At 58.1% G+C, this 22,624-nt stretch carries 21 protein-coding genes and 1 pseudogene; 12 read left to right on the forward strand and 10 right to left on the reverse strand.

Annotated features, from left to right (window positions below):
• Positions 1 to 24 precede the first annotated feature (24 nt).
• The 5 genes from OGM81_01780 to OGM81_01800 all read right to left on the reverse strand — a co-directional run bounded on the left by OGM81_01780 (position 25) and on the right by OGM81_01800 (position 8,302).
• On the reverse strand, positions 25 to 579 hold the full coding sequence (locus tag OGM81_01780; protein UYJ43908.1) for a GtrA family protein: 555 nt from the start codon (positions 577 to 579) through the stop codon (positions 25 to 27).
• A 12-nt stretch (positions 580 to 591) separates the two neighbouring features.
• A complete protein-coding gene (locus OGM81_01785; protein ID UYJ43909.1) occupies positions 592 to 3,009 on the reverse strand; it encodes a glycoside hydrolase family 3 C-terminal domain-containing protein in 2,418 nt (805 codons plus the stop codon).
• A 90-nt stretch (positions 3,010 to 3,099) separates the two neighbouring features.
• Positions 3,100 to 6,102: a glycoside hydrolase family 3 C-terminal domain-containing protein gene (locus OGM81_01790; protein UYJ43910.1), complete on the reverse strand. Its 3,003-nt coding sequence runs from the start codon at positions 6,100 to 6,102 to the stop codon at positions 3,100 to 3,102.
• Positions 6,103 to 6,317: 215 nt separating this feature from the next.
• Positions 6,318 to 7,595, reverse strand: a complete 1,278-nt coding sequence (locus tag OGM81_01795) for an ATP-binding protein (protein ID UYJ43911.1) — start codon at positions 7,593 to 7,595, stop codon at positions 6,318 to 6,320.
• Positions 7,592 to 8,302, reverse strand: coding sequence for a LytTR family DNA-binding domain-containing protein (locus OGM81_01800; protein UYJ44950.1), 711 nt, complete (start codon positions 8,300 to 8,302; stop codon positions 7,592 to 7,594). Before OGM81_01800 ends, OGM81_01795 begins: the two co-directional genes overlap by 4 nt.
• Before the next feature lie 306 nt (positions 8,303 to 8,608).
• Between OGM81_01800 and OGM81_01805 the strand changes: the two genes are divergently transcribed.
• Both OGM81_01805 and OGM81_01810 read left to right on the forward strand, forming a co-directional pair.
• Positions 8,609 to 9,748, forward strand: coding sequence for a sodium ion-translocating decarboxylase subunit beta (locus OGM81_01805; protein ID UYJ43912.1), 1,140 nt, complete (start codon positions 8,609 to 8,611; stop codon positions 9,746 to 9,748).
• Positions 9,749 to 9,760: 12 nt separating this feature from the next.
• On the forward strand, positions 9,761 to 9,895 hold the full coding sequence (locus OGM81_01810) for an OadG-related small transporter subunit (GenBank protein UYJ43913.1): 135 nt from the start codon (positions 9,761 to 9,763) through the stop codon (positions 9,893 to 9,895).
• A 112-nt stretch (positions 9,896 to 10,007) separates the two neighbouring features.
• Here OGM81_01810 and OGM81_01815 read toward each other — a convergent pair whose 3' ends face one another.
• From OGM81_01815 to OGM81_01830, 4 genes are read right to left on the reverse strand one after another with little or no spacing between them, the layout of a single operon-like run.
• Entirely contained in the window at positions 10,008 to 10,133 is a 126-nt protein-coding gene (locus OGM81_01815; protein ID UYJ43914.1) for a hypothetical protein, read from the reverse strand.
• A gap of 15 nt (positions 10,134 to 10,148) precedes the next feature.
• Positions 10,149 to 10,781, reverse strand: a complete 633-nt coding sequence (locus OGM81_01820; GenBank protein UYJ43915.1) for a GyrI-like domain-containing protein — start codon at positions 10,779 to 10,781, stop codon at positions 10,149 to 10,151.
• Between the two features lie 54 nt (positions 10,782 to 10,835).
• Positions 10,836 to 11,735: a YafY family transcriptional regulator gene (locus tag OGM81_01825; GenBank protein UYJ43916.1), complete on the reverse strand. Its 900-nt coding sequence runs from the start codon at positions 11,733 to 11,735 to the stop codon at positions 10,836 to 10,838.
• 31 nt (positions 11,736 to 11,766) lie between these two features.
• Entirely contained in the window at positions 11,767 to 12,096 is a 330-nt protein-coding gene (locus tag OGM81_01830) for a hypothetical protein (protein UYJ43917.1), read from the reverse strand.
• Between the two features lie 213 nt (positions 12,097 to 12,309).
• On the opposite strand from OGM81_01830, the gene OGM81_01835 reads away from it, so the two are divergent.
• The 4 genes and pseudogenes from OGM81_01835 to OGM81_01850 all read left to right on the forward strand — a co-directional run bounded on the left by OGM81_01835 (position 12,310) and on the right by OGM81_01850 (position 13,824).
• On the forward strand, positions 12,310 to 12,441 hold the full coding sequence (locus OGM81_01835; GenBank protein UYJ43918.1) for a hypothetical protein: 132 nt from the start codon (positions 12,310 to 12,312) through the stop codon (positions 12,439 to 12,441).
• Positions 12,442 to 12,458: 17 nt separating this feature from the next.
• Positions 12,459 to 12,719: a hypothetical protein gene (locus tag OGM81_01840; protein UYJ43919.1), complete on the forward strand. Its 261-nt coding sequence runs from the start codon at positions 12,459 to 12,461 to the stop codon at positions 12,717 to 12,719.
• A gap of 72 nt (positions 12,720 to 12,791) precedes the next feature.
• Positions 12,792 to 12,899: pseudogene (locus tag OGM81_01845) on the forward strand (class I SAM-dependent methyltransferase).
• Between the two features lie 262 nt (positions 12,900 to 13,161).
• Positions 13,162 to 13,824 (forward strand): cupin domain-containing protein, encoded by a 663-nt coding sequence (locus OGM81_01850; GenBank protein UYJ43920.1) that lies wholly within the window; start codon positions 13,162 to 13,164, stop codon positions 13,822 to 13,824.
• Between the two features lie 363 nt (positions 13,825 to 14,187).
• Here OGM81_01850 and OGM81_01855 read toward each other — a convergent pair whose 3' ends face one another.
• Complete coding sequence (locus OGM81_01855) at positions 14,188 to 15,021, reverse strand: AraC family transcriptional regulator (protein ID UYJ43921.1); 834 nt, start codon at positions 15,019 to 15,021, stop codon at positions 14,188 to 14,190.
• A 433-nt stretch (positions 15,022 to 15,454) separates the two neighbouring features.
• Here OGM81_01855 and gnpA point away from each other — a divergent pair, with 433 nt between their 5' ends.
• The 6 genes from gnpA (at position 15,455) to OGM81_01885 (ending at position 22,592) form a co-directional block, all read left to right on the forward strand.
• A complete protein-coding gene (gene gnpA / locus OGM81_01860; GenBank protein ID UYJ43922.1) occupies positions 15,455 to 17,620 on the forward strand; it encodes a 1,3-beta-galactosyl-N-acetylhexosamine phosphorylase in 2,166 nt (721 codons plus the stop codon).
• 81 nt (positions 17,621 to 17,701) lie between these two features.
• Positions 17,702 to 19,060: an extracellular solute-binding protein gene (locus OGM81_01865; protein ID UYJ43923.1), complete on the forward strand. Its 1,359-nt coding sequence runs from the start codon at positions 17,702 to 17,704 to the stop codon at positions 19,058 to 19,060.
• Positions 19,061 to 19,195: 135 nt separating this feature from the next.
• Positions 19,196 to 20,080 carry a sugar ABC transporter permease gene (locus OGM81_01870; protein ID UYJ43924.1) on the forward strand — a complete coding sequence of 295 codons (885 nt, stop codon included), beginning with the start codon at positions 19,196 to 19,198 and terminating at the stop codon, positions 20,078 to 20,080.
• A gap of 70 nt (positions 20,081 to 20,150) precedes the next feature.
• Entirely contained in the window at positions 20,151 to 20,879 is a 729-nt protein-coding gene (locus OGM81_01875) for a carbohydrate ABC transporter permease (GenBank protein UYJ44951.1), read from the forward strand.
• Positions 20,876 to 21,328 (forward strand): hypothetical protein, encoded by a 453-nt coding sequence (locus OGM81_01880; protein UYJ43925.1) that lies wholly within the window; start codon positions 20,876 to 20,878, stop codon positions 21,326 to 21,328. The genes OGM81_01875 and OGM81_01880 overlap by 4 nt, the downstream gene beginning before the upstream one ends.
• Positions 21,291 to 22,592, forward strand: a complete 1,302-nt coding sequence (locus OGM81_01885) for a polyhydroxyalkanoate depolymerase (GenBank protein ID UYJ43926.1) — start codon at positions 21,291 to 21,293, stop codon at positions 22,590 to 22,592. Before OGM81_01880 ends, OGM81_01885 begins: the two co-directional genes overlap by 38 nt.
• Positions 22,593 to 22,624 lie beyond the last annotated feature (32 nt).

A 22,624-nucleotide genomic window follows, 5' to 3' on the forward strand; every position in this document is an offset into this window, starting at 1 on the left:
GCGACCGGTACTTTTATAGTGCGCTTAGTCTTTCTTCTGCTGTCCCTCGGGGAAGATGATTTTATTCACGAAGAAGAAAATGACCATTGAGATGCCGCCGTTCAAAACGGTGGTGCCGATGTTGTAGATGAAGTCCGGCACCAGCAGGCCAGCCACCGCCACCCACACACAGTTGATGGAGTTGACGATGCAGGTGATGAGGCAGAACGCCACCACGTACCAGCCGATCTGCTTGGCCAGATTGCCCTTGCTGCGGAACACAAAGTTGCGCTGGATCGGGAAGTTGATGCACTCACCGATGACCATGGCGATCATGTAGGCGCAGAAGTAGGGCAGGCCGCCGTGGGCAGCATCGTAGCCCAGAATATTCCACTGGAAGGTCTCGCCAAACAGCGTGACCGGGATGCCCGGCCAGCCGAAGTCTACCACCGGCAGGCTGGCAAAGGCCTTGGGCAAAAACTGCAGCAGCAGATACTTAAAAACGGTGATAAGGTTGGACACGACCACGAACAGGCCGCCCTCCCGCACCCACTTGGCAGCGGCGGGGTGCTTGGCCGCGAAGTTATTCCAGAATTGCACGTTGCACCTCCGTCAACTGTTGCGCAGGCGGCTTTCCAGCTGCGCGTTGAGAATTATGTTTTTGATGGCCTCAAGAATGACCTTGACCAGGCCAATCACCCAGAAACCCTTGGCTTCCAGCACGATGCCATCCACCATGCCCATACTGATGGCCCCGCTGGTCATTTTGGCCAGGGCGCGCAGCGGCATGTTGTATTGGAACATCACGTTCAGGTTGGGCTGGCCTTTTTTGTAGCTGGCGGTCAGCAGCGTATGCAGCACCAGCCAGATCAGCCAGCACAGCGGGCTGCGGCTGTGGTTCAGCTCGCCCAGGGTCATGTTGCGATCGATTTTTACGGTGTCGTCCGGGATGGGGCGGCCCAGCAGGGTTTCCCACTCGGCGTCGGGCACGTTCTGCACCTTGCCGCCTGTGTAGTGCGGCAGGCTCTTGCCCTCGTAGGGGTTGGGTGCACCGGTACCGGTCACAGTAACAACAGCGGTCAGGCGGATGTCCTCGCAGGAGGCACCGACGCGGACTTCATAGCTGCCGCCCTCGACCTCCCAGGCGTTGGTGAGCGTGTTCCAGTAGCGGAACGCCTTGTCATCCAGCGCAACAGTCACCCGCTTGCTCTCCCCTGCCGCCAGCTGCACCTTGGCAAAGCCTTTCAGCTCCTGCGTGGGGCGGAAGATCTTGGCATCAGGCTTGGCTACGTAGACCTGCACGATCTCCGCGCCCTCACGGTCGCCGGTGTTGGTCACGGTCAGGCTTACGCCCTGGGGTGTGGCTTTTACGTCAGCATAGGCAAAGGTGGTGTAGCTTAAGCCAAACCCAAACGGATAAGCGGGAGCGACCCCGGCCGTCTGGTGGTAGCGATAGCCCACGTACAGCCCCTCGCGGTACTGTACGGTGCGGCCGTCGCCGGCAAAGTTGTCCCGGGCGGGGGTATCCGAATACGCCTTGGCCCAGCTCTCGGCCAGCTTGCCGCTCGGGTTGACCTTGCCGGTCAGCACGTCCAGCATGGCCCCGGCCCCGGCCTGGCCGCCCAAAGCGCCGTAGACCAGCGCCTTGCAGTGGTTCGCCCAAGAGGTCTCCACCGATGCGCCGGCGCTGAGCACCACCACAATGTTGGGGTTGACCTTTTGCAGCGCACGCAGCAGCTCGATTTGGTTCGATGCTACGCACATATCGCTGCGGTCCAGGCCCTCGCTCTCTTTGATTTCGTCCAGGCCCATGCAGAGCAGCACCACGTCAGCCTTTTGGGCCAGCGTCACGGCTTCGGCCTGCTTGGCGGCGTCGGGTTTGCCCTGGCGGTCGAAACCGGCGGCAAATCCTACCTGTTCCAGTCCGCTTTCGGCCCAGCAGCCCAGCAGCGAATCTACCTTGATGGAGTTGACCGCGCTGGAGCCTGCGCCCTGGTAGCGCGGGGTCTCGGCAAAGTCGCCGATGACCGCCACTTTGGTGCCTGCCGCCAGCGGCAGCAGGTTGTCCTCGTTTTTCAGCAGCACCGTGCTTTCGGCAGCGGCGCGGCGGGCCAGCGCGTGGTGTGCGTCGGCGTCAAAGCTGCGGCTGTGGTTCTGCACAGCGGCGTGGGTGTCGTAAATCAGCGTCAGCAGTTCGTCCAGGCGGGCATCCACATCGGCCTCGGTGATCTTGCCGGACTTGACAGCGGACAGCAGTTCCCGCACGGCGTCACCGCCGGGGGCGGGCATTTCCAGCGTGGAGCCGTTCTTTACGCCCAGTGCATGGTCGTTGGAGCCGCCCCAGTCGGTAACGACAGCGCCGGTAAAGCCCCAATCCCTGCGTAGGATGTCCTGCAGCAGATGGGCATTTTCGTTGGCGTAGGTGCCGTTGACCAAATTGTAGCTGGACATGATGGTTTTGGGTGCGGATTCTTTCACCACGATCTCAAAGCCGGTCAGGTAGATCTCCCGCAGGGTGCGTTCGTCCAGCACGGAGTCCGACGCCATGCGGCGCAGCTCCTGGCTGTTGACGGCGAAGTGCTTGGGGCAGGCGGCGATGCCTTCGCTCTGGATGCCCCGCACATAGGCGGCTGCCATTTTGCCCGCAAGGTAAGGGTCCTCGGAGAAGTACTCGAAGTCGCGGCCGCAGAGAGGGCTGCGCTTGGTGTTGAGGCCCGGCCCCAGCAGTACGGCAACCTCCTGCGCGGCGGCTTCCTCGCCCATAGCTTTGCCCACTTCCTCGCCCAGGACGGGGTCCCAGCTGCATGCCACGGTGACAGCCGTGGGAAAGCAGGTAGCCGGCACGCTGGGGTTCAGCCCCAGATGGTCCGCCGCCCCGGCCTGCTTGCGCACGCCGTTCGGCCCGTCCGACAGGGTGATGGACGGCACACCCGCCTCGGGGCAGCCGCGCGTGGTGAAGGTGCCCGCGCCCGAAAGCAGTGCGCATTTTTGTTCCAGATTCAGTTTTGCGATGATTTCAGCGTTTTTCAAGGGGGACGCACTCCTTTTTTATAAGGCAATACCGCGCAATTTCAAGTCACGGTCATGCGCTTGCATTGTGCGGTATTGCGGGGGTTATTCTTATGCGTTCTTGTTTTCGGCCTTGGCAGCCTTCGCGGCCTTGTACAGCTTGACATCACGGACAATGCCGCGGATCGCCAGTGCAAACAGTGCCACGGCAACAAGGTCGATCAGCGCAACAAGGTGACGCCAGCCGAGCACAGCGGGCTTAAAGTCGTGGCGCAGCGCGGCGGTATCGCCGATGCTCTCGGCATAGTCGCGGTTGGTCACACGGACATGCAGGTACATGTAAAGGGCCTCCTTGGCGGCACGGCGCAGCGCCTGCATATAGCTGTTGGAGCCGGTCTCGCAGGAAAGCTGGCCGCCCATCATGCCGGACATCCAAAGGCTGCCGCCTGCACGCAGGGCCTGATCGCCGTTCATGTAGCTGTGGTGGTCGCAGTAGTCGGTGATAACAGCGCCGTCAAAGCCCCACTCGTCGCGCAGGATGCCGGTCAGCAGCGCCTCACTGCCGCCTGCCCAGACTGCGCCGATGCGGTTGTAGCTGCTCATCAGACCGACAGCATCGTAATCCTCGACCAGCATCTGGAAGGGGCGCAGGTAGGTTTCGCGCAGGGTCTGCTCGGTCATCCATGTGTAGACGGAATCGCGGTAGATGCCGCTCTCGCCATCGTTGCAGATGAAATGCTTGACATAGGTGTAAACACCGGCATCGTTGGCGCCCTGCACGGTGTTGCCGCAGATGACGCCGGACAGCAGGCTGTCCTCGGAATAATACTCATAGTTACGGCCATTGAAGGGGCTGCGGTGCATGTTGGTGGCAGGGGCATACCAGCCGGTGTAGCCGTTCTGCAGCGCCTGCGTGCCGATGGTGCGGCCCTCCTGCAAAGCAAGATCGGCGTTCCATGTCTGGGCCAGCGTGCTGGAGCTGGGGAAGCCGGTCCCGGCACCCATGCCGGTAAAGCCGCCGATCTGGGCGGGGCCGTCGGCATCCTTGCTGCGCACCTTGCCGATGCTCTTAAGCTCAAACAGACCGCCGTAGCCGTTGACAAACAGGTTTTCCATCTCCTCCACAGTCAGCTGATCCAGCAGGGCATCCCACTGCGGGTCGTTGAAGTCAGCGCCCAGCTGGTAGCCCAGCTCGGTAGTCTTGCCGTTATCCTCGATCTTCAGGCCGTTCTTGGCACCGGTGGTGATGGCCTCATCGGCCTCGTTGATGTAGCCGTTCGCCATGTCGGCGGTGTAAAGGTTCAGCGCCTTGACGTTGTCGGTCATGGCACGGCTGGGGGTGCAGGCCTTGGGGAAGGTGCCCGCAAAGTCGGCGCGGGTCAGGTAGGTGATGTTCTGTTCGGAATCGCTGCCGTCAAGGCTTACGCCGTCAATGGCATCGCTGCCGGTGAACTTGTTGGAAACCGGGTTGCCGGTGACGGTGTCCTCGGCATACTGGACGTTGGCAGGCAGATTACAGGTAATGGTTGCGGCGGCGTCATCGTCCACATCGTGGGCATCGTGGCGCACGGTAAAGATGTAATCGCCTGCGTCCAGCTCATAGCCGGTAAAACCGTTGTGGTTGGCGTCATAGGCGTCATAGCTGGCCATATCGGAGACGGGAACGGTCAGAGTAACCTCCTCGCTCTCGCCGGGCTGCAACTCCTTCGTTTTGGCGAACGCGCCCAGCTCCACGCTGGACTTTTCAATCTCGCCTACAATATAGGGTGCGGTGTAGTAGAGCTGCACAACATCCTTGCCGGCGCGGTCGCCGGTGTTGGTGACGGTGACCTTCACGGTCACATCGCCGTCCTTCGTCAGGGTGGCACCGTTGGCGGAGGCATCGGTCACCTTCCAATCAAAGCTGGTGTAGCTCAGGCCGTAGCCGAAGGGATACTGCACAACGCCGTCATAGCCGGTGCCGTACTCGTTGGAAACATCGCTCCAATAGCCCTCGGCGTCAGCGGTCTCGTACCATTTGTAGCCGATGTAAATGCCCTCGGCGTAATCCACATAGGAGACCTGCTCATAGGCATAGGGTGCATCGAGGTTGCCGCAGGTGGTGCCGTCTGCCGGGTAGAGCCCCTCGGCATCGGCGTAAGCACCCACGCCCTCAAGCCCAGCGTTCGCGTAGCTGGCAGCGGTGGTCAGATCATAGACCCAAGTGTCGGCGGTGCGGCCGCTCGGCTCCTTCTCACCCCACAAAACGGAGGGAATGACCGAGGCAGCCCCCGAGCCGGACAGCCCGGCAATCAGGCAGGCATCCACACCGGGGATGGTTTCCAGCTGACCCAGCTCCATCACGTTGGTGGAGTTGACCAGCACGACCACATTTTTGTAGTTGGCACCGACGTAGGTCAGCAGATTTTCTTCCTCGGTGGTCAGCTCCAGCATCGTGCGGGTGTCGTCCACCACGATGTCGCCGCCCTTTTCGGTGCGCTTGTACTGCTGCTTGGTGGCGTCGTTGCTCTCGCCTGCCAGACGGCCGATGACGACCACGGCGGTGTCGGAGTAATTCTTGGCGTTATCCAGCATGGTCTGGGTGTAGTAGGTGGTGTTGTTGATGTCAGGCTCATACAGGCGGCCGGACTGCTCGGGGCGGCTGGTCAGCGTTCTGACATACTCTCGACCGGGCTGGAAGTCCTTGTACATATCGGTCAGCTCGGTGTTGTACTCAATGCCGTAGGCGGTCAGGGCAGCCAGCAGATCGGTGTTGACGCTGCTTACACCGCCGGAGCCGGAGCCGCCGCCCAGCCATGCGGTGGATGCCCAGCCGAACACGTTGACCTTTTTGGTGTCAGCGCTCAGGGGCAAGGTGTTGTCGTTGTTCTGTACCAGAACGGTACCCTCGGCCTCGACCTCTGCGGCGAGGGCCTCGGCCTTCAGCTTGGTATCGGCAATTTCGGTTTCGGAATAATGGCCGCTGGGTGCGCCGATAAAGCTGTCGATGATGGTTGCCATCGTGGACAGCATATAGGTGCCTGCCAGCGCCGCGACCAACAATATCGCGGACAGTGCCAGCCCGATCCCGTGCAGTACGGGATGCGGCTTGCGGACTTTCGGTTGCTTTGTCATTTTCGCTTCTCCTTCTCATACACATTGTTTAGGCGTCTGCCTTTGTGGTGTCCTTATTGTAGCAGAATCCATGCCCTGCGGCGCATTTTTTGCATAATCTGCTGTTTTTGGCGCATACTTTGCAAAAAACACAAAACGCACAGAAAATTCTCTGTGCGTTTTGTCTAAATTTATAGGTCGCAGCTTGTGCAAGATGTCCAATCGCCTTTGCGCGTTTATTTCTGCGGCAGCAGCACGCGCAGCGTAAACCACTCATTCTCCCAATGCAGGGTCAGTGTGCCGCCGTGGGCTTCGGCGGCGGCGCGGACGCTTTTCAGGTCATAGCCGCCGTGGGCGCTGCGCAGGGGCAGGCCGTCGGGGCCAAGCTCCACGGGCTGGGCGCAGTAGTTCTCGAACCGCAGCATCACAAAGCCGTTCTGCGCGTAGATGGCTACCCGGATCAGCTTCTTCTCCGGGTCCGGCTCGGCGGCCACACTCTCGGTGGCGTTATCCAGCGCGGTGCCCACGATGGTGCAAATCTCGCCGGTGGAAAGGAAATCCAGCAGCTTGCCGTCGGCCACGCAGGTCATGTTGATGCCGTGCTGCTGGCAGTACAGGCTTTTGGCGGTCAGCAGCGTGTCCAATACGGGGTTGCCGGTCTTGTTCTCGGCCTCGTAGCGGCGGATGTCGCTTTCCATGGCGGCCAGGGCGGCATCCTGCTTGGCCTGGTCGCGCTCGGCACGGATGGTGGCGATCTGCACCTTTAACTCATGGTAGCGCCGGTTGATGAGCTTGATGTTTTCCTTGCTTTGGCGGTACTGCTCGTACTGGCGGCGCAGTACATCGTCCATGGCGGTCAGCTCGCTGTGCAGGGCACTTTCCCGCAGCTGCTCGTGCTGGACGGTCAAAATCAGCACGCCCGCTAGGTCCACCAGCGTGCGGATATAGCGGATGCTCATCGTAGCTTCATTATTATTTACAAAACTCAGATTGCTTACCGCAAAAACCGTGATGGCCATAATGACCGCCATTAACATGCCCAGCGGCGTAATGTGCAGCTTGGCAGGCTGGGTGCTGCGACGCTTTTCCATCCAGTACACGGCGGTAAACAGCACACCGTACACCAGCACAAGCAGCAGCACGGCCAGCGGGTCGCGCCCGGTGCGCTGGGGCCACAGGGCACAGTGCAGCTGCCACTCCACGCTGGCGGCCAGCTCGGCCAAAATAAACGCCCGGGCACAGTAATACCCGGCTTCCAGCGGGGTGGTCTCGCAGGTGCGCCACAAAAACAGATACATCGAGCCGATGGCAGCCACCATGCAGGGAAGCCACAGCACCAGCGGCACCGAGCCGGTCAGCTGCATAAACACCGCCAGCCCGGCCATCCAGATCAGGCTGTTGAAGGTGCTGTGTCTGGCCGAATAGCGCGGCGCCAATTGCCGGGCATATAATAAAGTGGCCAGGCACTCGGCCAGGGCCGTGTACAGGCGTGGGATGTCCGGTACTGCGGTCATACGCCCTCACCCCCGATGTAATCGGCCAGGGCGGCCAGAAACGCCTTGCGCCGCGGGCGGCTGATCTGTAAGGTGTGCGGCCCGACCTGGACCTCGCTTTGCTGCACGCCGCGCACCTGCGCCAGGTTGACCAGATACCCGCTGTTGCAGCGGGCAAAGGGGCGGTTCGCCAGCTTTTCCTCAAAGGCTTTCAGCGCGCCGGGGGCGATGAAGTCGCCATCCTCGGTGTAAAAGCAGACCTTGTGGCCGTCACTTTCCATATAATAGATGGCGGCGGTGTCCAAGCGGCGCATACCGCCGTCCACCGGGACTGCCAGGTAATGCCGCGCCCGCCGGGCCAGCTGGTTGACCGCCTTTTGCAGCTGCTGCGAAAACGCAAAGTACGGCACGGGCTTGAGCACGTAATCCAGCGCCCCCACCGAGTACCCCTTGATGGCATACTGCGCCATGTTGGTGATGAAGATGAGCAGCACATCGTCGTCCAGCTCGCGGATGCGCTGGGCGGTCTCCATGCCGTTGAGGCGCTTCATCTCCACATCCAGAAAGATGATGTCGAAGGCGGGACGGTAGTTTTCCAGTATTTCGTCGCCGTCGGTAAAGCAGGTCACCTCAAACTCGGTGCCGTACTGGCGGGTGTAACGGCGCACATAGTCGGTCAACTGGTCGCGTACCGCGGCTTCGTCCTCGACAATGGCAATTTTAATCATGGCAGGTCCCTCGGTTTCGTTGTGCTTTTTACCATAAAAGTATAACACAGCTTTTTTTCCTGTGCAACATTTTGCCGCGTCTGTGCGCTTTTTGCAAAAATTCCCTTGCAATTTTGCCCGCCATCCGCTATACTATGGGCAAGGTAAAAGGGAGTAAGGGACGCGGTCCGCCGCGCTGTATCGCTTCGTCACCACGGGCCGCACGGCCCCGGAGCATACTGTAAACACTGAGACTTTTGCCGCAGTTTTTCTGCGGCAGGGGTCTCTATTTTTATACCCTGCCGCCCAGTATTTGGGAGGTACTGTATGCAGATCTTACAAACTTTTGCCGGGTTGTTCAGCAACTTCGGCAACCTCACCTGGCAGATGGTGGTCATGTGGGTGATCGGCGGGCTGCTGATCTACCTGGCCATCGTCAAAAAGATGGAACCGAGTCTTCTGCTGCCGATGGGCTTCGGTGCGATTCTTGTCAACCTGCCGCTGTCGGGTGCCATCACCCAGGGGGACACCATGGGGCCGATCTCGGCGCTGTTTGAGGCGGGCATGTCCAACGAACTGTTTCCGCTGCTGCTGTTCATCGGCATCGGCGCGATGATCGACTTTGGCCCGTTGCTGGAAAAGCCCTGGCTGATGCTGTTTGGCGCGGCGGCGCAGTTTGGCATCTTCATCACGCTGGTGCTGGCGGGGCTGTTCTTTGACCTGCCCGACGCCGCGTCCATCGCAGTCATCGGTGCGGCCGACGGCCCGACGGCTATCTTTGTGGCGAACAGTCTGGGCAGCAAGTACCTGGGGGCCATCATGGTGGCAGCCTACAGCTATATGGCGCTGGTGCCCATTGTACAGCCGCCGGTCATTAAACTGTGTACTACCAGAAAAGAGCGGCTCATCCGCATGTCCTATAAAAAAGGAAGCGTAACCAAGACCACGAAGATTTTGTTCCCTATCGTGGTCACGGTGCTGGCGGGGCTGGTGGCCCCGGCCAGTGTGGCGCTGGTGGGCTTTTTGATGTTCGGCAACCTGCTGCGAGAGTGCGGCGTTCTGAACGCCCTGTCCGAGACTGCGCAGAACGTACTGGCCAACCTTATTACCATCGTGCTGGGCCTGACGGTGGCCGGGCAGATGACGGCAGACAAATTTGTGCAGCCTGACACACTGCTGATTTTGGCGTTGGGCCTGGTGGCCTTTGTGTTCGACACGGTGGGCGGCGTGCTGTTTGCCAAGCTGCTGAACCTGTTTTTACCCGAAGGCAAAAAAATCAACCCCATGATCGGCGCGGCGGGCATCTCGGCCTTCCCGATGAGCGGCCGTGTGGTCAACCAGATGGGCCTGGCCGAGGATAACCAGAATTTCCTGCTGATGTATTCCATCAGCGTAAATGTTTCGGGCCAGATCGCGTCGGTCATTGCCGGCGGGTTGATTCTGACCCTGATGAACGGGTACGTGTAAGGAGGTACGATTATGTCGTTTGCATTATTGCCCACCACGCTGACCATGCTGTGCGCCGGGATGGCGGGGATTTTCCTGGTCCTGGGCGTGCTGGTGCTGGGTGTGTACCTTTTAAATAAGGTGTTTCAGGAAAAAGATAAGCAGTAACAATTAAAAATACAGAACAAAGTGTTATATTTATAAAATAAAATACAAAATGTAAAAATCGCCAGCCATAGTGCAAATACCATGGCTGGCGCTTTTTTCCGTTCCTATGTGTTTATTTCTGCTTCCGGGTAGCGATGGCACAGATGCCGCCGAAGATCAGACTGACGACAGACCATATGTTCAAATCGCTGTAGCTGCCCGCGCAAAGCAGGCCGTCTATCATGTAGCCGTTGACCATGCAGTAATTGGGCTGCTATTTTTCCATGCTGCCCGGAGAAACAGGCTCGACCGGGCAGCGTAAGATCGTTTTTCGCCTGCAGGGTTCCACGCGATTGGCATTGCTCAGGTAGATCTCGCGGTGATGATCTCCCGTTCGCCGCATGCCGTGCGCCGCCGCGAACTGGGCCATCTTTGCAAACGAGGCAGGCTCATCGTCATAGGAACCGATGTGGAGGATTTCTACGCACAGCCCGTCCTGCATCACACCAAAGGTGATTTCTCCCAACAGAGGATTCGGCTTTTTGCGCTGCACCTGTTCCTGCGCCTGCCGTACCAGCTCCCCGCTGATAAAATCCGGCTGACGGATCATCAGGGTGTATTCCAGCTTGTCTTTTTCCAAATCATCCCCACTGATTTGTGCCCAGACGCCCTCCAGCGGGCAGACGGCGAAGTCGTCGATTTCTTGTTGCAAAGACGCCGCTTTGTAGGCCGCTTTGACCACATACGCCAAAGCGTACAACGCACCCACGCGGTTGGAGAAATCGGCCCCGTTCGGGTCTCCCCTGCCGTCTATCTTGATGTAGTTTTGCGCGGGGACAGTTATCAGGGCCGGGGCCGTCCTGGCCCCGTAAAGAGCCTTGCCCTGTTTCCGCCACTCATATTTCATGAAGTACACCATCCTTTCGCAGACAGCATACCACTTTATACCTGACAACAACTGTCAAGTTTTATAGATGCGCAGCATAGAAATAAGCTTTTCCTTTACCTGCTCCCGCACGCTGGCAGGCTCCAGCACCTCCACACTGTCGCCGAAGGACAGCAGATAACTGAACAGCACGCCATGATCGGGCAAATCGACAGATACATACAAGTTTCCCTGTGCGTCTGTGGTGACGGCATCGGTAAATTCATCATACACGCGGAAGGCGGCTTCGGGCGTAAACTTTAAGCTTACAGCAACCAAATCTTCGGCGTGGAGAGGTGCTTTAGCCGGCAAACCAGTGGGAACATCCCGCATAAAAGTTTCTTTCCCAATGGCAAGGCCCTTGATACGGGTCAGCTTAAAAAAGCGGAAATCCTTCCGCAACCGGCAAAATCCGTATAAATACCAATCCTTGCCTTTGAAAACCAGCTTCAGCGGCTCGACCGTCCGTTGCGTATAGCCGCCGCTGCTGCCAAAATAGGAAAAAGTAACCAGAACTTTCTTGAAAATTGCTGTTTTGATGGCGTTGAACACATCCTGATCCCGTGCGCTCTTTTTCCAGTCCGAAAAGTCGACTTCTATCCAATCCGCGGCCCGGGTCTGGAACAGCGCTCCTAATTTTACAAGCAATTCCCCGGCCGTTTCATCGGCTACGGATAAATCCTGCAAAGCCATCAGGATTTTCTCTTTTTCCTCGCCAGATAACAGTACGTTATCCAACACGTACTCCGGCAGGAGGGAGACCCCGCCGCCCTTGCCTTGCGTGGCATACACCGGGATGCCCGCCGCGCTGAGGGCGTCCAGGTCCCGGTAAATCGTCCGCACCGAGACTTCCAGCTTCTCCGCCAACTCCGACGCGGTGCACTTGCCCGTGTCCAGCAAAGTATACACGATGCGGAACCATCGGCTGTCCTGCAAACCAATCACCTCGGCTTTTCTTACACTGCCTTTACTTTTTGCTGTCGAATACGCCTACGCCCAGGAACATTACAAAAAAGCAGAGCAGCAGCCAGCTGAGCATGACGCAGACGCAGTAAAAAGGATATTGCTTCGTATGGCGAAACCGCTCCACCAACGTACACCGGGTGCGGATATTAAACAGGTCAAAGGCAAAAAGATAGCACCCCACCGGCCCCAGAAGGACTGTGGCCCCCACCACAAAGTTGGAGAAGGAGCTGAAGGAAGCCAGTCCCACCGCCAGCGCAAAGATGGCGAACACGCCGTAGACCAAAATGGCGATCAGGATATGCAGCGGGTTGCCGCTGCGGAACCCCGGCACGCCAGGGCGCCCAGTAAATCATCGGTCGTGCGGTTCATGGAATCCATCCGTAACAATCTATCTTGCTTTTGATTATAACGCAAGGCATGTCCTGACACAAGCCCATACAAAAAGAGGCTACTGCAATTTCTGCGGGCACCTTTAGTGGTGATTTCCATTTGATCCATCAGCGATTCCGGCGTGGAATCCCGCACAAAAGAGAGGGGCTTCCCCATGAGTGAAACGATCAACCTTTCCGACGTACCGGAAACGATGCTGCAGACCGTCTACTGCGCCGGGCAGGTTTACCAAGGCAAGCAGGACGAGGTACGGCAGGTCGAAGCGTTTCTAAAACACAGGGTGTAACCAGGCTGACGCTGGTGGTGGCGTCTTCCATTGGTGCTGATTTGGCCATGGACTTTTTGACCACCACCCACCTGCCGGTGGAGCACGTATTTTTTGACGGCGGGCAGTTCGCGCAAATCGGCAAAGGCACCCGCCGCATCATGGTTCCGTTTTTGTACCTGGCCATCAAGAGCCTGTACTGGTCCAAGGGCGACACGCTGAAAAAGATCATGTGGTGCGATGACGACGCCATCAAGCCCTACTTTATCGCGACCCGCAGGGCTTTGCCGCGATGCTGACTAGCATCATCGAGCAGAACGTCCTGCCGCCGCTACCGTTCGTGAAAAGCGCCTGAAAAAGAGAGAGGCTTCGTGAAATATCATATCAAGGAAAACACCGTGCAGGAAACGCGGGTCATTCCGCTGTACGGCTGCAAGAGGTGTTCAGGGCTGTATCCGAACCTGTTCCGGGACGAGACCGAAACAGGGCTTGACTTCCACAATCAAATCCTTATACTGGATATGATAAAGCGCCTGACCCGCGAAGAAGGGATCAGCGCCATCATAAATACCCGCTATCCGACCAATGCTATAAGTGTGGCAGACGAAGCCCGGCTGCTGATATTCTGAACGAGGAGAACATCTCCTACTCGTTCGATGTGCAGGTGATCGTGGATGAGTTGAAGTATGAGGGCCGCTCAATCCGCGGCATTGTACCCCCGGCCCTGCGAGGAGACGCTGTATGAACAACACCCCCTTTACCATCGCGCAAATGCGTCCCATCCGGGAGGCCATGACCATCTCACGCCCGGCCCGCCTGGGTGCGGAAGTGCCTGTGACCTGGTTTTCAATGGGCGCCGGCACCTCCATCACCCCGGAAAGCTATGATTGTACCACCCTGTACCTGGGGGCTGAGGGCAGCGGATGCTTTGTGCTGGGCGCAGAGGCCCGCCACGTACCCCTTGCCCCCGGTGAACTGCTGGTACTGCCCTCCAAAACGCTGTGCGGCACCCTGGCCGACAGCGACGGCGCCGGCATGATCTACACCGAAATCATTTTAAAAAAGGAGCAATTTACCATGAACAACATCATCAAAGCGGGCCAGCCCACCGCCCTGAAAGACCTGATCTCCTACGAGGAAGGCAGCATCGCCAACCTGGACATTGTGCATGCTGACAACATGAAGTTTGTGCTGATGGCCTTTGACGAGGGTACCGGCCTGACCCCGCACCGCGCCCCCGGCAACGCTATCCTGACCGCCCTGGAGGGCAAGGCCATCATCGGTTACGAGGGTAGGGACTACGAGCTGAATGCTGGCGAGAGCTTCCGTTTTGACAAGAACGGCCTGCACAGCGTCACCCCGCAGGGCAAGTTCAAGATGAGCCTGCTGCTGGTCATCGAGTGATTTTATAAAGCAAACCGCCCACACGGAGAATTTCCCGCGTGGGCAGTTTTTGTTAGGCAGTTAGTATAGGGGCGGCCCGAAGGGCCGGAGGGAGAGACAGTGCCTTTAGCGCTTATTAGCCCGAAGGTTCTCTCCCCTACCCGCTGCGGCGGGAGTCCCCTCCCAGAGGAGGCCACGGAGTTGGCAGCCCTTGGAGACTCTTTGCAATCATGCAGGAACGACCGCAGCCCGCAACTAAGGCATCGGCGGCACCAATGATTTCGGCCACGGGCTGGCGGTTTATGTGGATGCTATTAAACAAATTGCCGCCGCCCCGGTTTGCCTGCCGGGGCGGCGGTGTTTTGCTTTTATAAGGTTTGGTGTTTACTTTTTGCCAGGCTGGTTTTTGCGGCGGTATTCCAGCGGGCTTTGGCCGGTAAAGCGGCGGAAGCTTTGGGAAAAGTAGGCAGGCGAGCTGAAACCCATCTGCTCGCTGATCTGAGTCAGACTAAAGTCGGTGCTGGTCAGCAGGGCCTTGCTTTCGGTAATGCGGCGGTTGAGCAGGTAGTTGATGGGTGAGGTGTTGTACTCCCGCTGGAAAGTGTGGGAAAGGTAGTATTTGTTTACGTGGGTGATCTCGGCCAGCTTTTCCAGCGTGATGTTCTCACTGAAATTTTCGTCAATGTACCGTTTGGCGGCGGCACACTCCTTGCTCTTGGACGGCGGCTGCACGATGCGCATCGACACGGCGGCCTCCCGCACGATCTTGACCAGCAGCACTTCCAGAATATCCTGGCAGACCATCTCACAGCCGTCGGCGCGGCTGTCGATCTCCCGCAGAAGCATCCGCATCAAAAACAGCAGTTCCTCCCGCATCATACCGCAGGAGAGCATCGTGTAGCCCAGGTCCTTCTCATTAAAAAGGAACTCCGCGCCGTCGATACCCAGCACGATGTACTCCAACGGGTAGGTCTGGTAGCTCAGCTCGGTATGCTGCACGCGGGGGTTGACGATGATGAGATCGTCCGGCGCCACATCGAACAACTTGCCCTCGATGTTGAACTGCCCGCGGCCGCTGACGCAGTAGAACATCTCGGTGCAGGCGTGGGTGTGTGGCACGCTGCGCCAGTCGCCGCCGAAGCGGCTTTTGCTAATGTACAAAAGGCGCACCGCCTCCCGCGGGGGGACCTCCATGTTCAGATCGTACCGTGTATTCACTGCCGGGCACTCCTTTCTGAATTTTGCAAAGTTTTAGTGCTTAAACCACAATTTATCTAAAGCCAAGTGCAAGATTTCTCTTAATTCTAAAGGCGTATATCGTTTTTTGCCCTTATTATACTCATTCCTACGTCGATTGGCAAGGCACGACACGTAACATAAGTGCAGATTTGTGGGACGATTTTACAAAAAATTACAAAATTATGACATAAAAAGCGAATTTTGTCAAACCATACAAAGAATACGTCGATATTTTGTGCAACTTTTCGGTCACCGCCACAAAAAGACTAAAAGGAGCGCAAAAATAGCAAGATTTCTAAAATACTGCTCAAAAAAGTATCTGTTTCTTTGCCCTAAAACAGGGTATGATGATACCGTCAAGAAAGACAGGGTGCTGTAGAGACACCCTTTGTGAGAGGAAGGAAACGGGGAAATGGAGCAGACCGGAAGATTAACATTGCCCACTGATGCCGATGTTGTGGAAGAGACCCTGCGGCTGAAAGCATTGCTGGGGGCCGACGCCCTGCGTGACTGCGACGGCACCGAGATGCCGGACGCCCTTTTGCAGGACCCCGCCAAGAAATACGCCACCTATTACACCACCCGCAAAGATAATGCCTGGGCCGAGGCAAACCCAGACGAGATCCAGCAGGAGTACCTCATCAGCGACCGGCACACCGCCCGCAGCACCACGCTGCGCATCCATTTGATGGACGGGTTCCACACCCAGCAGTTGAAAGTCAACACGCTGGATGACCCCAAGCGCTGGTGGGAGGTCATCGACCGCACGACCGGCGAGGTCGTACCCACCGACAAGTGGTCCTTTGACGAGGCCGCCGGCGAGGTGGAGATCGAGACTATCCCCTACCACGAGTACACTGTCAGCTTTTTGGCGTTCCTGATCTGGGACCCCGTACATATGTATAACTTCCTGACCAATGATTGGAAGGACACACCCCACCAGCTGACCTACGATGTGCGCCAGCCCAAAACGCAGGCTTACGTAAAAGAAAAGCTGCGCCGCTGGTGCGAGGCAAACCCCCACATTGATGTGGTGCGCTTTACCACTTTCTTCCACCAGTTCACGCTGACGTTTGATGACCAGAAGCGCGAAAAGTTCGTGGAGTGGTTCGGCTACAGCGCCAGCGTCAGCCCCTACATTTTGGAAAAGTTCGAGAAATGGGCCGGGTACAAGTTCCGCCCTGAGTTCATTGTGGACCAGGGCTACCACAATACGATGTTCCGCGTGCCCAGCAAGGAATTTAAAGATTTTATCGAGTTCCAGCAGCAGGAAGTCTGCGCCCTGGCCAAGGAGTTGGTGGACATCGTCCACTCCTACGGCAAAGAGGCCATGATGTTCCTGGGCGACCACTGGATCGGCACCGAGCCTTACGGCAAGTACTTCAAGTCTATTGGACTGGACGCCGTGGTTGGTTCCGTGGGCAGCGGCGTTACGCTGCGGATGATCTCCGACATTGAGGGCGTCAAGTACACTGAGGGCCGCTTGCTGCCCTACTTCTTCCCCGATGTGTTCTGCCCGGGCGGTGATCCCATCGGCGAGGCCCGCACCAACTGGCTGAAAGCCCGCCGCGCGGTGCTGCGCAGCCCGCTTGACCGCATCGGCTACGGCGGTTACCTGAAACTGGCCAGCAACTGGCCCGGCTTTATCGACGAAATCCAGAACGTGGTAGGCGAGTTCCGCCAGATCCACGAGAACATGCAGGGCACCAAGTCCTATGTGGCACCGTTCAAAGTGGCCATCCTGAACTGCTGGGGCCACCAGCGCAAGTGGATGAGCAACCAGGTGCACCACTCCATTTACCACCGCGAGACCTACTCGGCCGAGGGCGTGCTGGAATGTCTGAGCGGCATGCCTTTTGATGTGGAGTTCATCAACTTTGATGATGTCCGCAGCGGCATCCCCAAAGACATCGGCGTTATCATCAATGTAGGCGATGCCTACACCGCCTTCAGCGGCGCCGAGAACTGGATCGACGAGAAGGTCGTGACCGCTATCCGCAAGTTTGTGGACGAGGGCGGCGGCTTCATCGGTGTGGGAGAGCCCACCGCCTGCCAGCACCAGGGCCGGTACTTCCAGCTGTCCGATGTGATGGGCGTTGACCGCGAGATGGGCTTCTCCCTGAGTACCGACAAATACAACACCTGCGATCCCCACCACTTCATCCTCGAAGATGAATCCTTTACCGGTAAGATCGACTTTGGCGAGGGTACGTCCCGCATCTACGCCCAGGGCAAGCATTACCAGATCTTGGCGCAGGACGGCGAGTACAGCCAGCTGGTGGTGAACGAGTACGGCAAGGGCCACAGCGTTTACTTTGCGGGCCTGCCCTACTCCCCCCAGAACTGCCGCATTTTGCTGCGGGCCATCTACTACGCCGCCGGTATGCCGGAGGAGATGAAGCACTACTACGTGACCAACGTGGACACCGAGGTGACGGTATTCCCCGAAACGAAGCGCATTGCCGTCATCAACAACTCGGAATCCGAGCAAAAGACCGACCTGTACATCAAGGGCAAGCTTATCAGTGAGCTGACCCTGGCCCCGCGTGAGATGCGCTGGGTCGACGATGCAGAGTAAGACCCGATAATTTATGGGCCGCGCCTGCGGACCGTATTTTATAAAAGATGGAGAAACAATATTTTTAAGGAGGACAAATCCATGAAAAAGAAGAATGTAGCAGCCCTTATGGCAGCCGCCCTCACGGCTTCCATGCTCGCCGGCTGCGGCAGCAGCGCCAGCAGCTCCGCTGCCTCCACCCCTGCCGAGTCCACCCCCGCTGAGAGCGTCGCCGAGAGCGAAGCTGAGACCACCACTGCAGACGGCGACGAGACCCTGACCGTCTGGGCCTGGGACCCCAACTTCAACATCTACGCCCTGAAGCAGGCGGAGGCCCTCTACCAGAAGGACCACCCCAACTTCAAGCTGAACATTGAAGAGAACGTCTACAACGACATCGAGACCAAGCTCATCACCGCTGCCACCAGCGAGGATTACAGCACCCTGCCCGACATCTTCCTGATGCAGGATTACTCTTACCACAAGATGGTCGCCAACTTCCCCGGCATCTACACCGACCTGACCGACGCCGGCCTGGATTGGGACCAGTTCTCCGGCGGCAAGCTGGCTGACTCCACCGTCGACGGCCACCACTACGGCCTGCCCTTCGACAACGGCGCTTCTGTCATGGCTGTCCGTTCTGACATGATCGAGAATGCCGGCCTGACCGTCGAGGACTTCAAGGACCTGACCTGGAGCGAGTTCGAGGAGAAGACCCAGAAGGTCGTGGACGCCAACGGCGTGCCGATGCTGACTTCCTCCGGCGGCTCTGAGCTGATCATCGAGATGATGCAGTCCGCTGGTGCCTCCCCTGTTGTTGACGGCGAGGTCAAGATCGCTGACAACGCTGCCCTGAAAGAGGCCCTGACCGTTTACAAGGATATGGTCGACAAGGGCATCCTGGCCGAGTACACCGACTGGGATCAGTACATTGCCTCCATGAACGACGGCAAGGCTGCCGGCGTTATCAACGGCTGCTGGATCATGTCCAGTGTCCAGGCTGCCGCGGATCAGTCCGGCAAGTGGGCTATCGTTAACATGCCCAAGCTGGATGGCATCGATGGTGCTACCAACTACGCAAACTGCGGCGGCGCAAGCTGGGCCGTTTCCTCCAACTGCAAGAACACCGAGCTGGCCTTCGACTTCCTGAAGAGCACCTTCGGTTCCAGTGTTGAACTGTACGACGACCTGCTGCCCAACGCCGGTGCTATCTCCAGCTACCTGCCTGCTGCTGAGAGCGATGTTTACAACCAGCCTTCCGAGTTCTACGGCGGCCAGACCGTTTACAAGGACATCGTTGAGTTCGCTGGCCAGGTTCCCGCTTTCGACTGCGGCGCTTACTACTCTGACGTGCGCAGCGCCCTGACCGATGCTGTTACCAACGTTGTGCAGAACAACGCCGACATCGACAGCGAGATGCAGAACGCCCAGGATACCGTTGAGTTCAACATTGCTGGCTAACATCCGCCGCGCCTGACGCGTACCGCTTACACAATTGAACGTCCGCCAAGGGCACGGGTTGCATCAGATACCCCTTTTGCAAGCCGTGCCCTTGCTTTTACGAAAAAACACATGGGCAAATTAGGGAGAGTTACCATGAACAAACGAAAAGGGCTGAACATGGAGCAGAAGCGCAACCTCACCGGCTGGGCTTTCCTGCTGCCGGCCTCGATCCTGATTTTTGTATTTTGCTTTTACCCCATGGTGCAGGCGCTGATCCTTTCTTTCCAGAAAGGTACCGGCAGCGCCGTGCAGCCGGCCGGGTTTGCCAACTATGCACGTATTTTAAAGGACGCCACCTTCCAGCAGTGCTTGTTTAACACGATCTTCTACTTCGTGATCCAGGTGCCCATCATGCTGATCCTGGCGCTGATTCTGGCACAGCTGCTCAACAGCCCCGACATCAAGGGCAAGGGCATCTACCGCACGATGATCTTCCTGCCCTGCGCCACCTCGCTGGTTTCCTACTCGATGATCTTCAAATCGCTGTTTGCCAACGATGGTCTGGTCAACCGGGTGCTGTCCACTGTAGGCATCCCAACCGTGGATTGGTTCCAGAACGCCTGGGCGGCCCGCTGGGTCATCGTTATTGCGCTGATCTGGCGCTGGACCGGCTACAACATGGTGTTCTACCTGGCTGGCCTGCAGAACATCGACTACTCCATCTACGAGGCCGCCCGCATCGACGGTGCGTCCCCCATCCAGCAGTTTATCCACCTGACCATTCCCCTGCTGAAACCCACCATTCTGCTGACGGCTATTATGTCCACCTCCGGCACGCTGCAGCTGTTTGATGAGTCCGTCAACCTGACGGCTGGCGGCCCCGGCAAGGCGACGATGACGCTGACGCATTACATCTACAACATTTCCTTTGTGGAAACGCCCAAGTTCAACTACGCGGCGGCGCTGTCGGTGTTTATCCTGGTGGTCGTGGCCATTCTGTCTGCTATCCAGATGAAAGTAGGTGACAAACGTGACTAAAGGCAAAAAGATTTTGGCCCATGCCGTGTTGATTCTGGCCAGTTTCCTGTCGGTCTTTCCGCTGTACTACATGTTGTGCGGCGCTACCAACCCCAGCATTGACGTCGTACGCGGCAAACTGATCCCCGGCACCTACCTGATGGAAAACTTCAAGTCGCTGATCGCCAACCAGAATTTAGGGCTGGCCATGGCAAACTCCTTCCGCAACGCTATCCTGATGACCTTCATCACGCTGCTGGTCTGCTCCATCGCCGGTTACGGCTTTGAGATCTACCACGACAAGGCCAAGGACGCCCTGATGAGCGTGCTGCTGCTGGCCATGATGCTGCCGTTCGTAGCCATCATGATCCCGCTGTTCAAGATGATGTCCCACTGGGGCCTTGTTAACAGCTGGGCGGCGTTTGTTCTGCCCTCTATCTCGACCCCGTTCATGATCATGCTGTTCCGCCAAGCGTCGAGGTCCTTCCCCAATGATATTATCGAGGCTGCCCGTCTGGACGGCCTGAGCGAGATCGGCATCTTTTTCCGTATGTTCGTGCCCATCATGCGCTCCACCTACGGCGCGGCCATGACGGTTACCTTCATGAATGCCTGGAACAGCTACCTCTGGCCGAAGATCATCTTCCAAAACAATGCCTCTATCACGATGCCCATGCTGGTTGCCAACCTGAAGAGCGGCTACAGCGTCGATTACGGCATGCTGATGCTGGGTGTCCTGATCTGCACGCTGCCCACTGCCATCATCTTCCTCTGCCTGCAAAAGAGCTTTGCCAACGGCATTACGGGTGCAGTCAAATGACCGCACGTGATGTCTGTCTCTCCCCTGCCGAGTGGGAAAATGCACTGGTGCAATTGCAGCTGGCCAAACAGCTGGGACTTATCGACGATGCCAGCCCCGAAGCGCTGGAAGCCCGCCGTCAGGCCAAAAATGCTGAGAATGCCCGGCTGCAAACCGCCGGCACGGTGTTTTACGGCCCGCGGCAGTACACCCCGGCCATGTACCTGCAATATGAGCTGACCCGTTTTAAGCTGGACTTTGCCCAGCCCACGGCAGCCATCCGAGCGCTGCCTGTTTGCCCTGTCATCACAGAAGAGCAGAAACAGGCGTACTATCGCAATAATCCGGATCTCTTTACCCGCTATTGGGGCGACAGCTTCCCCTATGAGGACGTGGAGCAGATCATTGAAAAAAGGCTGCGAGAGGAGGCGTATGATGCCCTTGTGCAAGACCTATTACGTCAACGCTGAAACCGGCCGCGACAGTTTCGACGGCCTGAGCGAGGCCACCGCTTTTGCCAGCCTGCGTGCTGTCAATCGCCTGACTTTGCAGCCCGGAGACCAAGTACGGCTGGCCTGCGGCAGTGTGTTTGCGGGACAATACCTGCACCTGACCTGCTGCGGCAGCAAAGATGCCCCCATTGTGGTGGGCGCTTACGGCGACGGCCCTGCCCCGCGCATTGACGCCGACGGGCAGGGCATCTGGTACCAGGATTATGGCTGCCCGTTGGACAGCCCCACCCATGTGTACCGGGGCTATGTTTCCTCGGCCGTGCTGCTGTACGATGCCGCGTATGTGACCGTGCAGGACTTGGAAATTACCAACCACAGCGGTGCCGTTTTGGGCGAGAGTTACTCCCAGCCCGACAAGATGGAGCGCACCGGCGTGGCTGTGGTGGCCAAGGACAAAGGCACCTGCCGCGGCATTACGCTGCGCGATCTCGCCATCCACGATGTGAACGGCAACGTCTACGACAAGCACATGAACAACGGTGGCATCTACATGACTGCCCTGTCCCCTGCCGACGAAGCCGCCACCGGCCCGGCCCGCTTTGCCGATGTGCTGGTAGAGGGCTGTTACCTCTACCGCGTCAGCCGCTGGGGCCTGGCGGTGGGCTACACCTACGCCCACGCTCACTTTCAGGGGGCGGCGCTGGAAGAAGCCCCGTTCCTCAAGTACGGCCACGAGAATGTGACCATCCGCGACAATTACGTAAAGCTGGCCGGCGGCGATGGCATCACCGTGATGTACGCCCTGCGCCCGCTGGTGGAGCACAACACCGCTGATTCCGTAGCCTGTGAGATCAATGACCGCGTGTATTCCCACCCCGGCGACCGCGCCGGCAAAGTGGCGGCGGGCATCTGGCCCTGGAAATGCAAGGATGCACTGTTCCGCTGCAACGAAGCCGCCGACACCCGCCTGAACCAGGACAGCATGGCTTATGATGCCGATTCCGGCGACGGCACGGTGTACGAGTACAACTTCAGCCGCCAGAACGAGGGTGGCTGCGTGATGTTCTGCCTGCAGGAAGCCATCCACAATACCTTCCGCCACAGCGTCAGTTTTGACGATTTAGGCGGCACCATCAGCCCCTCGGAGAACCCGGACGCGCTGATTACCGACAATGTATTCTATGTGCGGGACGGCGTGCCCTTCGTCCGCCCACAGATGGGCGGCGGCAATTACACCGCCGAGAACAACACGTTTTTGCCCCTGGACAAGTTTACCCCCTGAATAGCGGCAGTCTCTCCCATGCCCTATCACCC

The sequence above is a fragment of the Oscillospiraceae bacterium genome, assembly GCA_025758045.1.
In the GTDB taxonomy this organism is placed as follows: Bacteria; Bacillota; Clostridia; order Oscillospirales; family Ruminococcaceae; genus Gemmiger.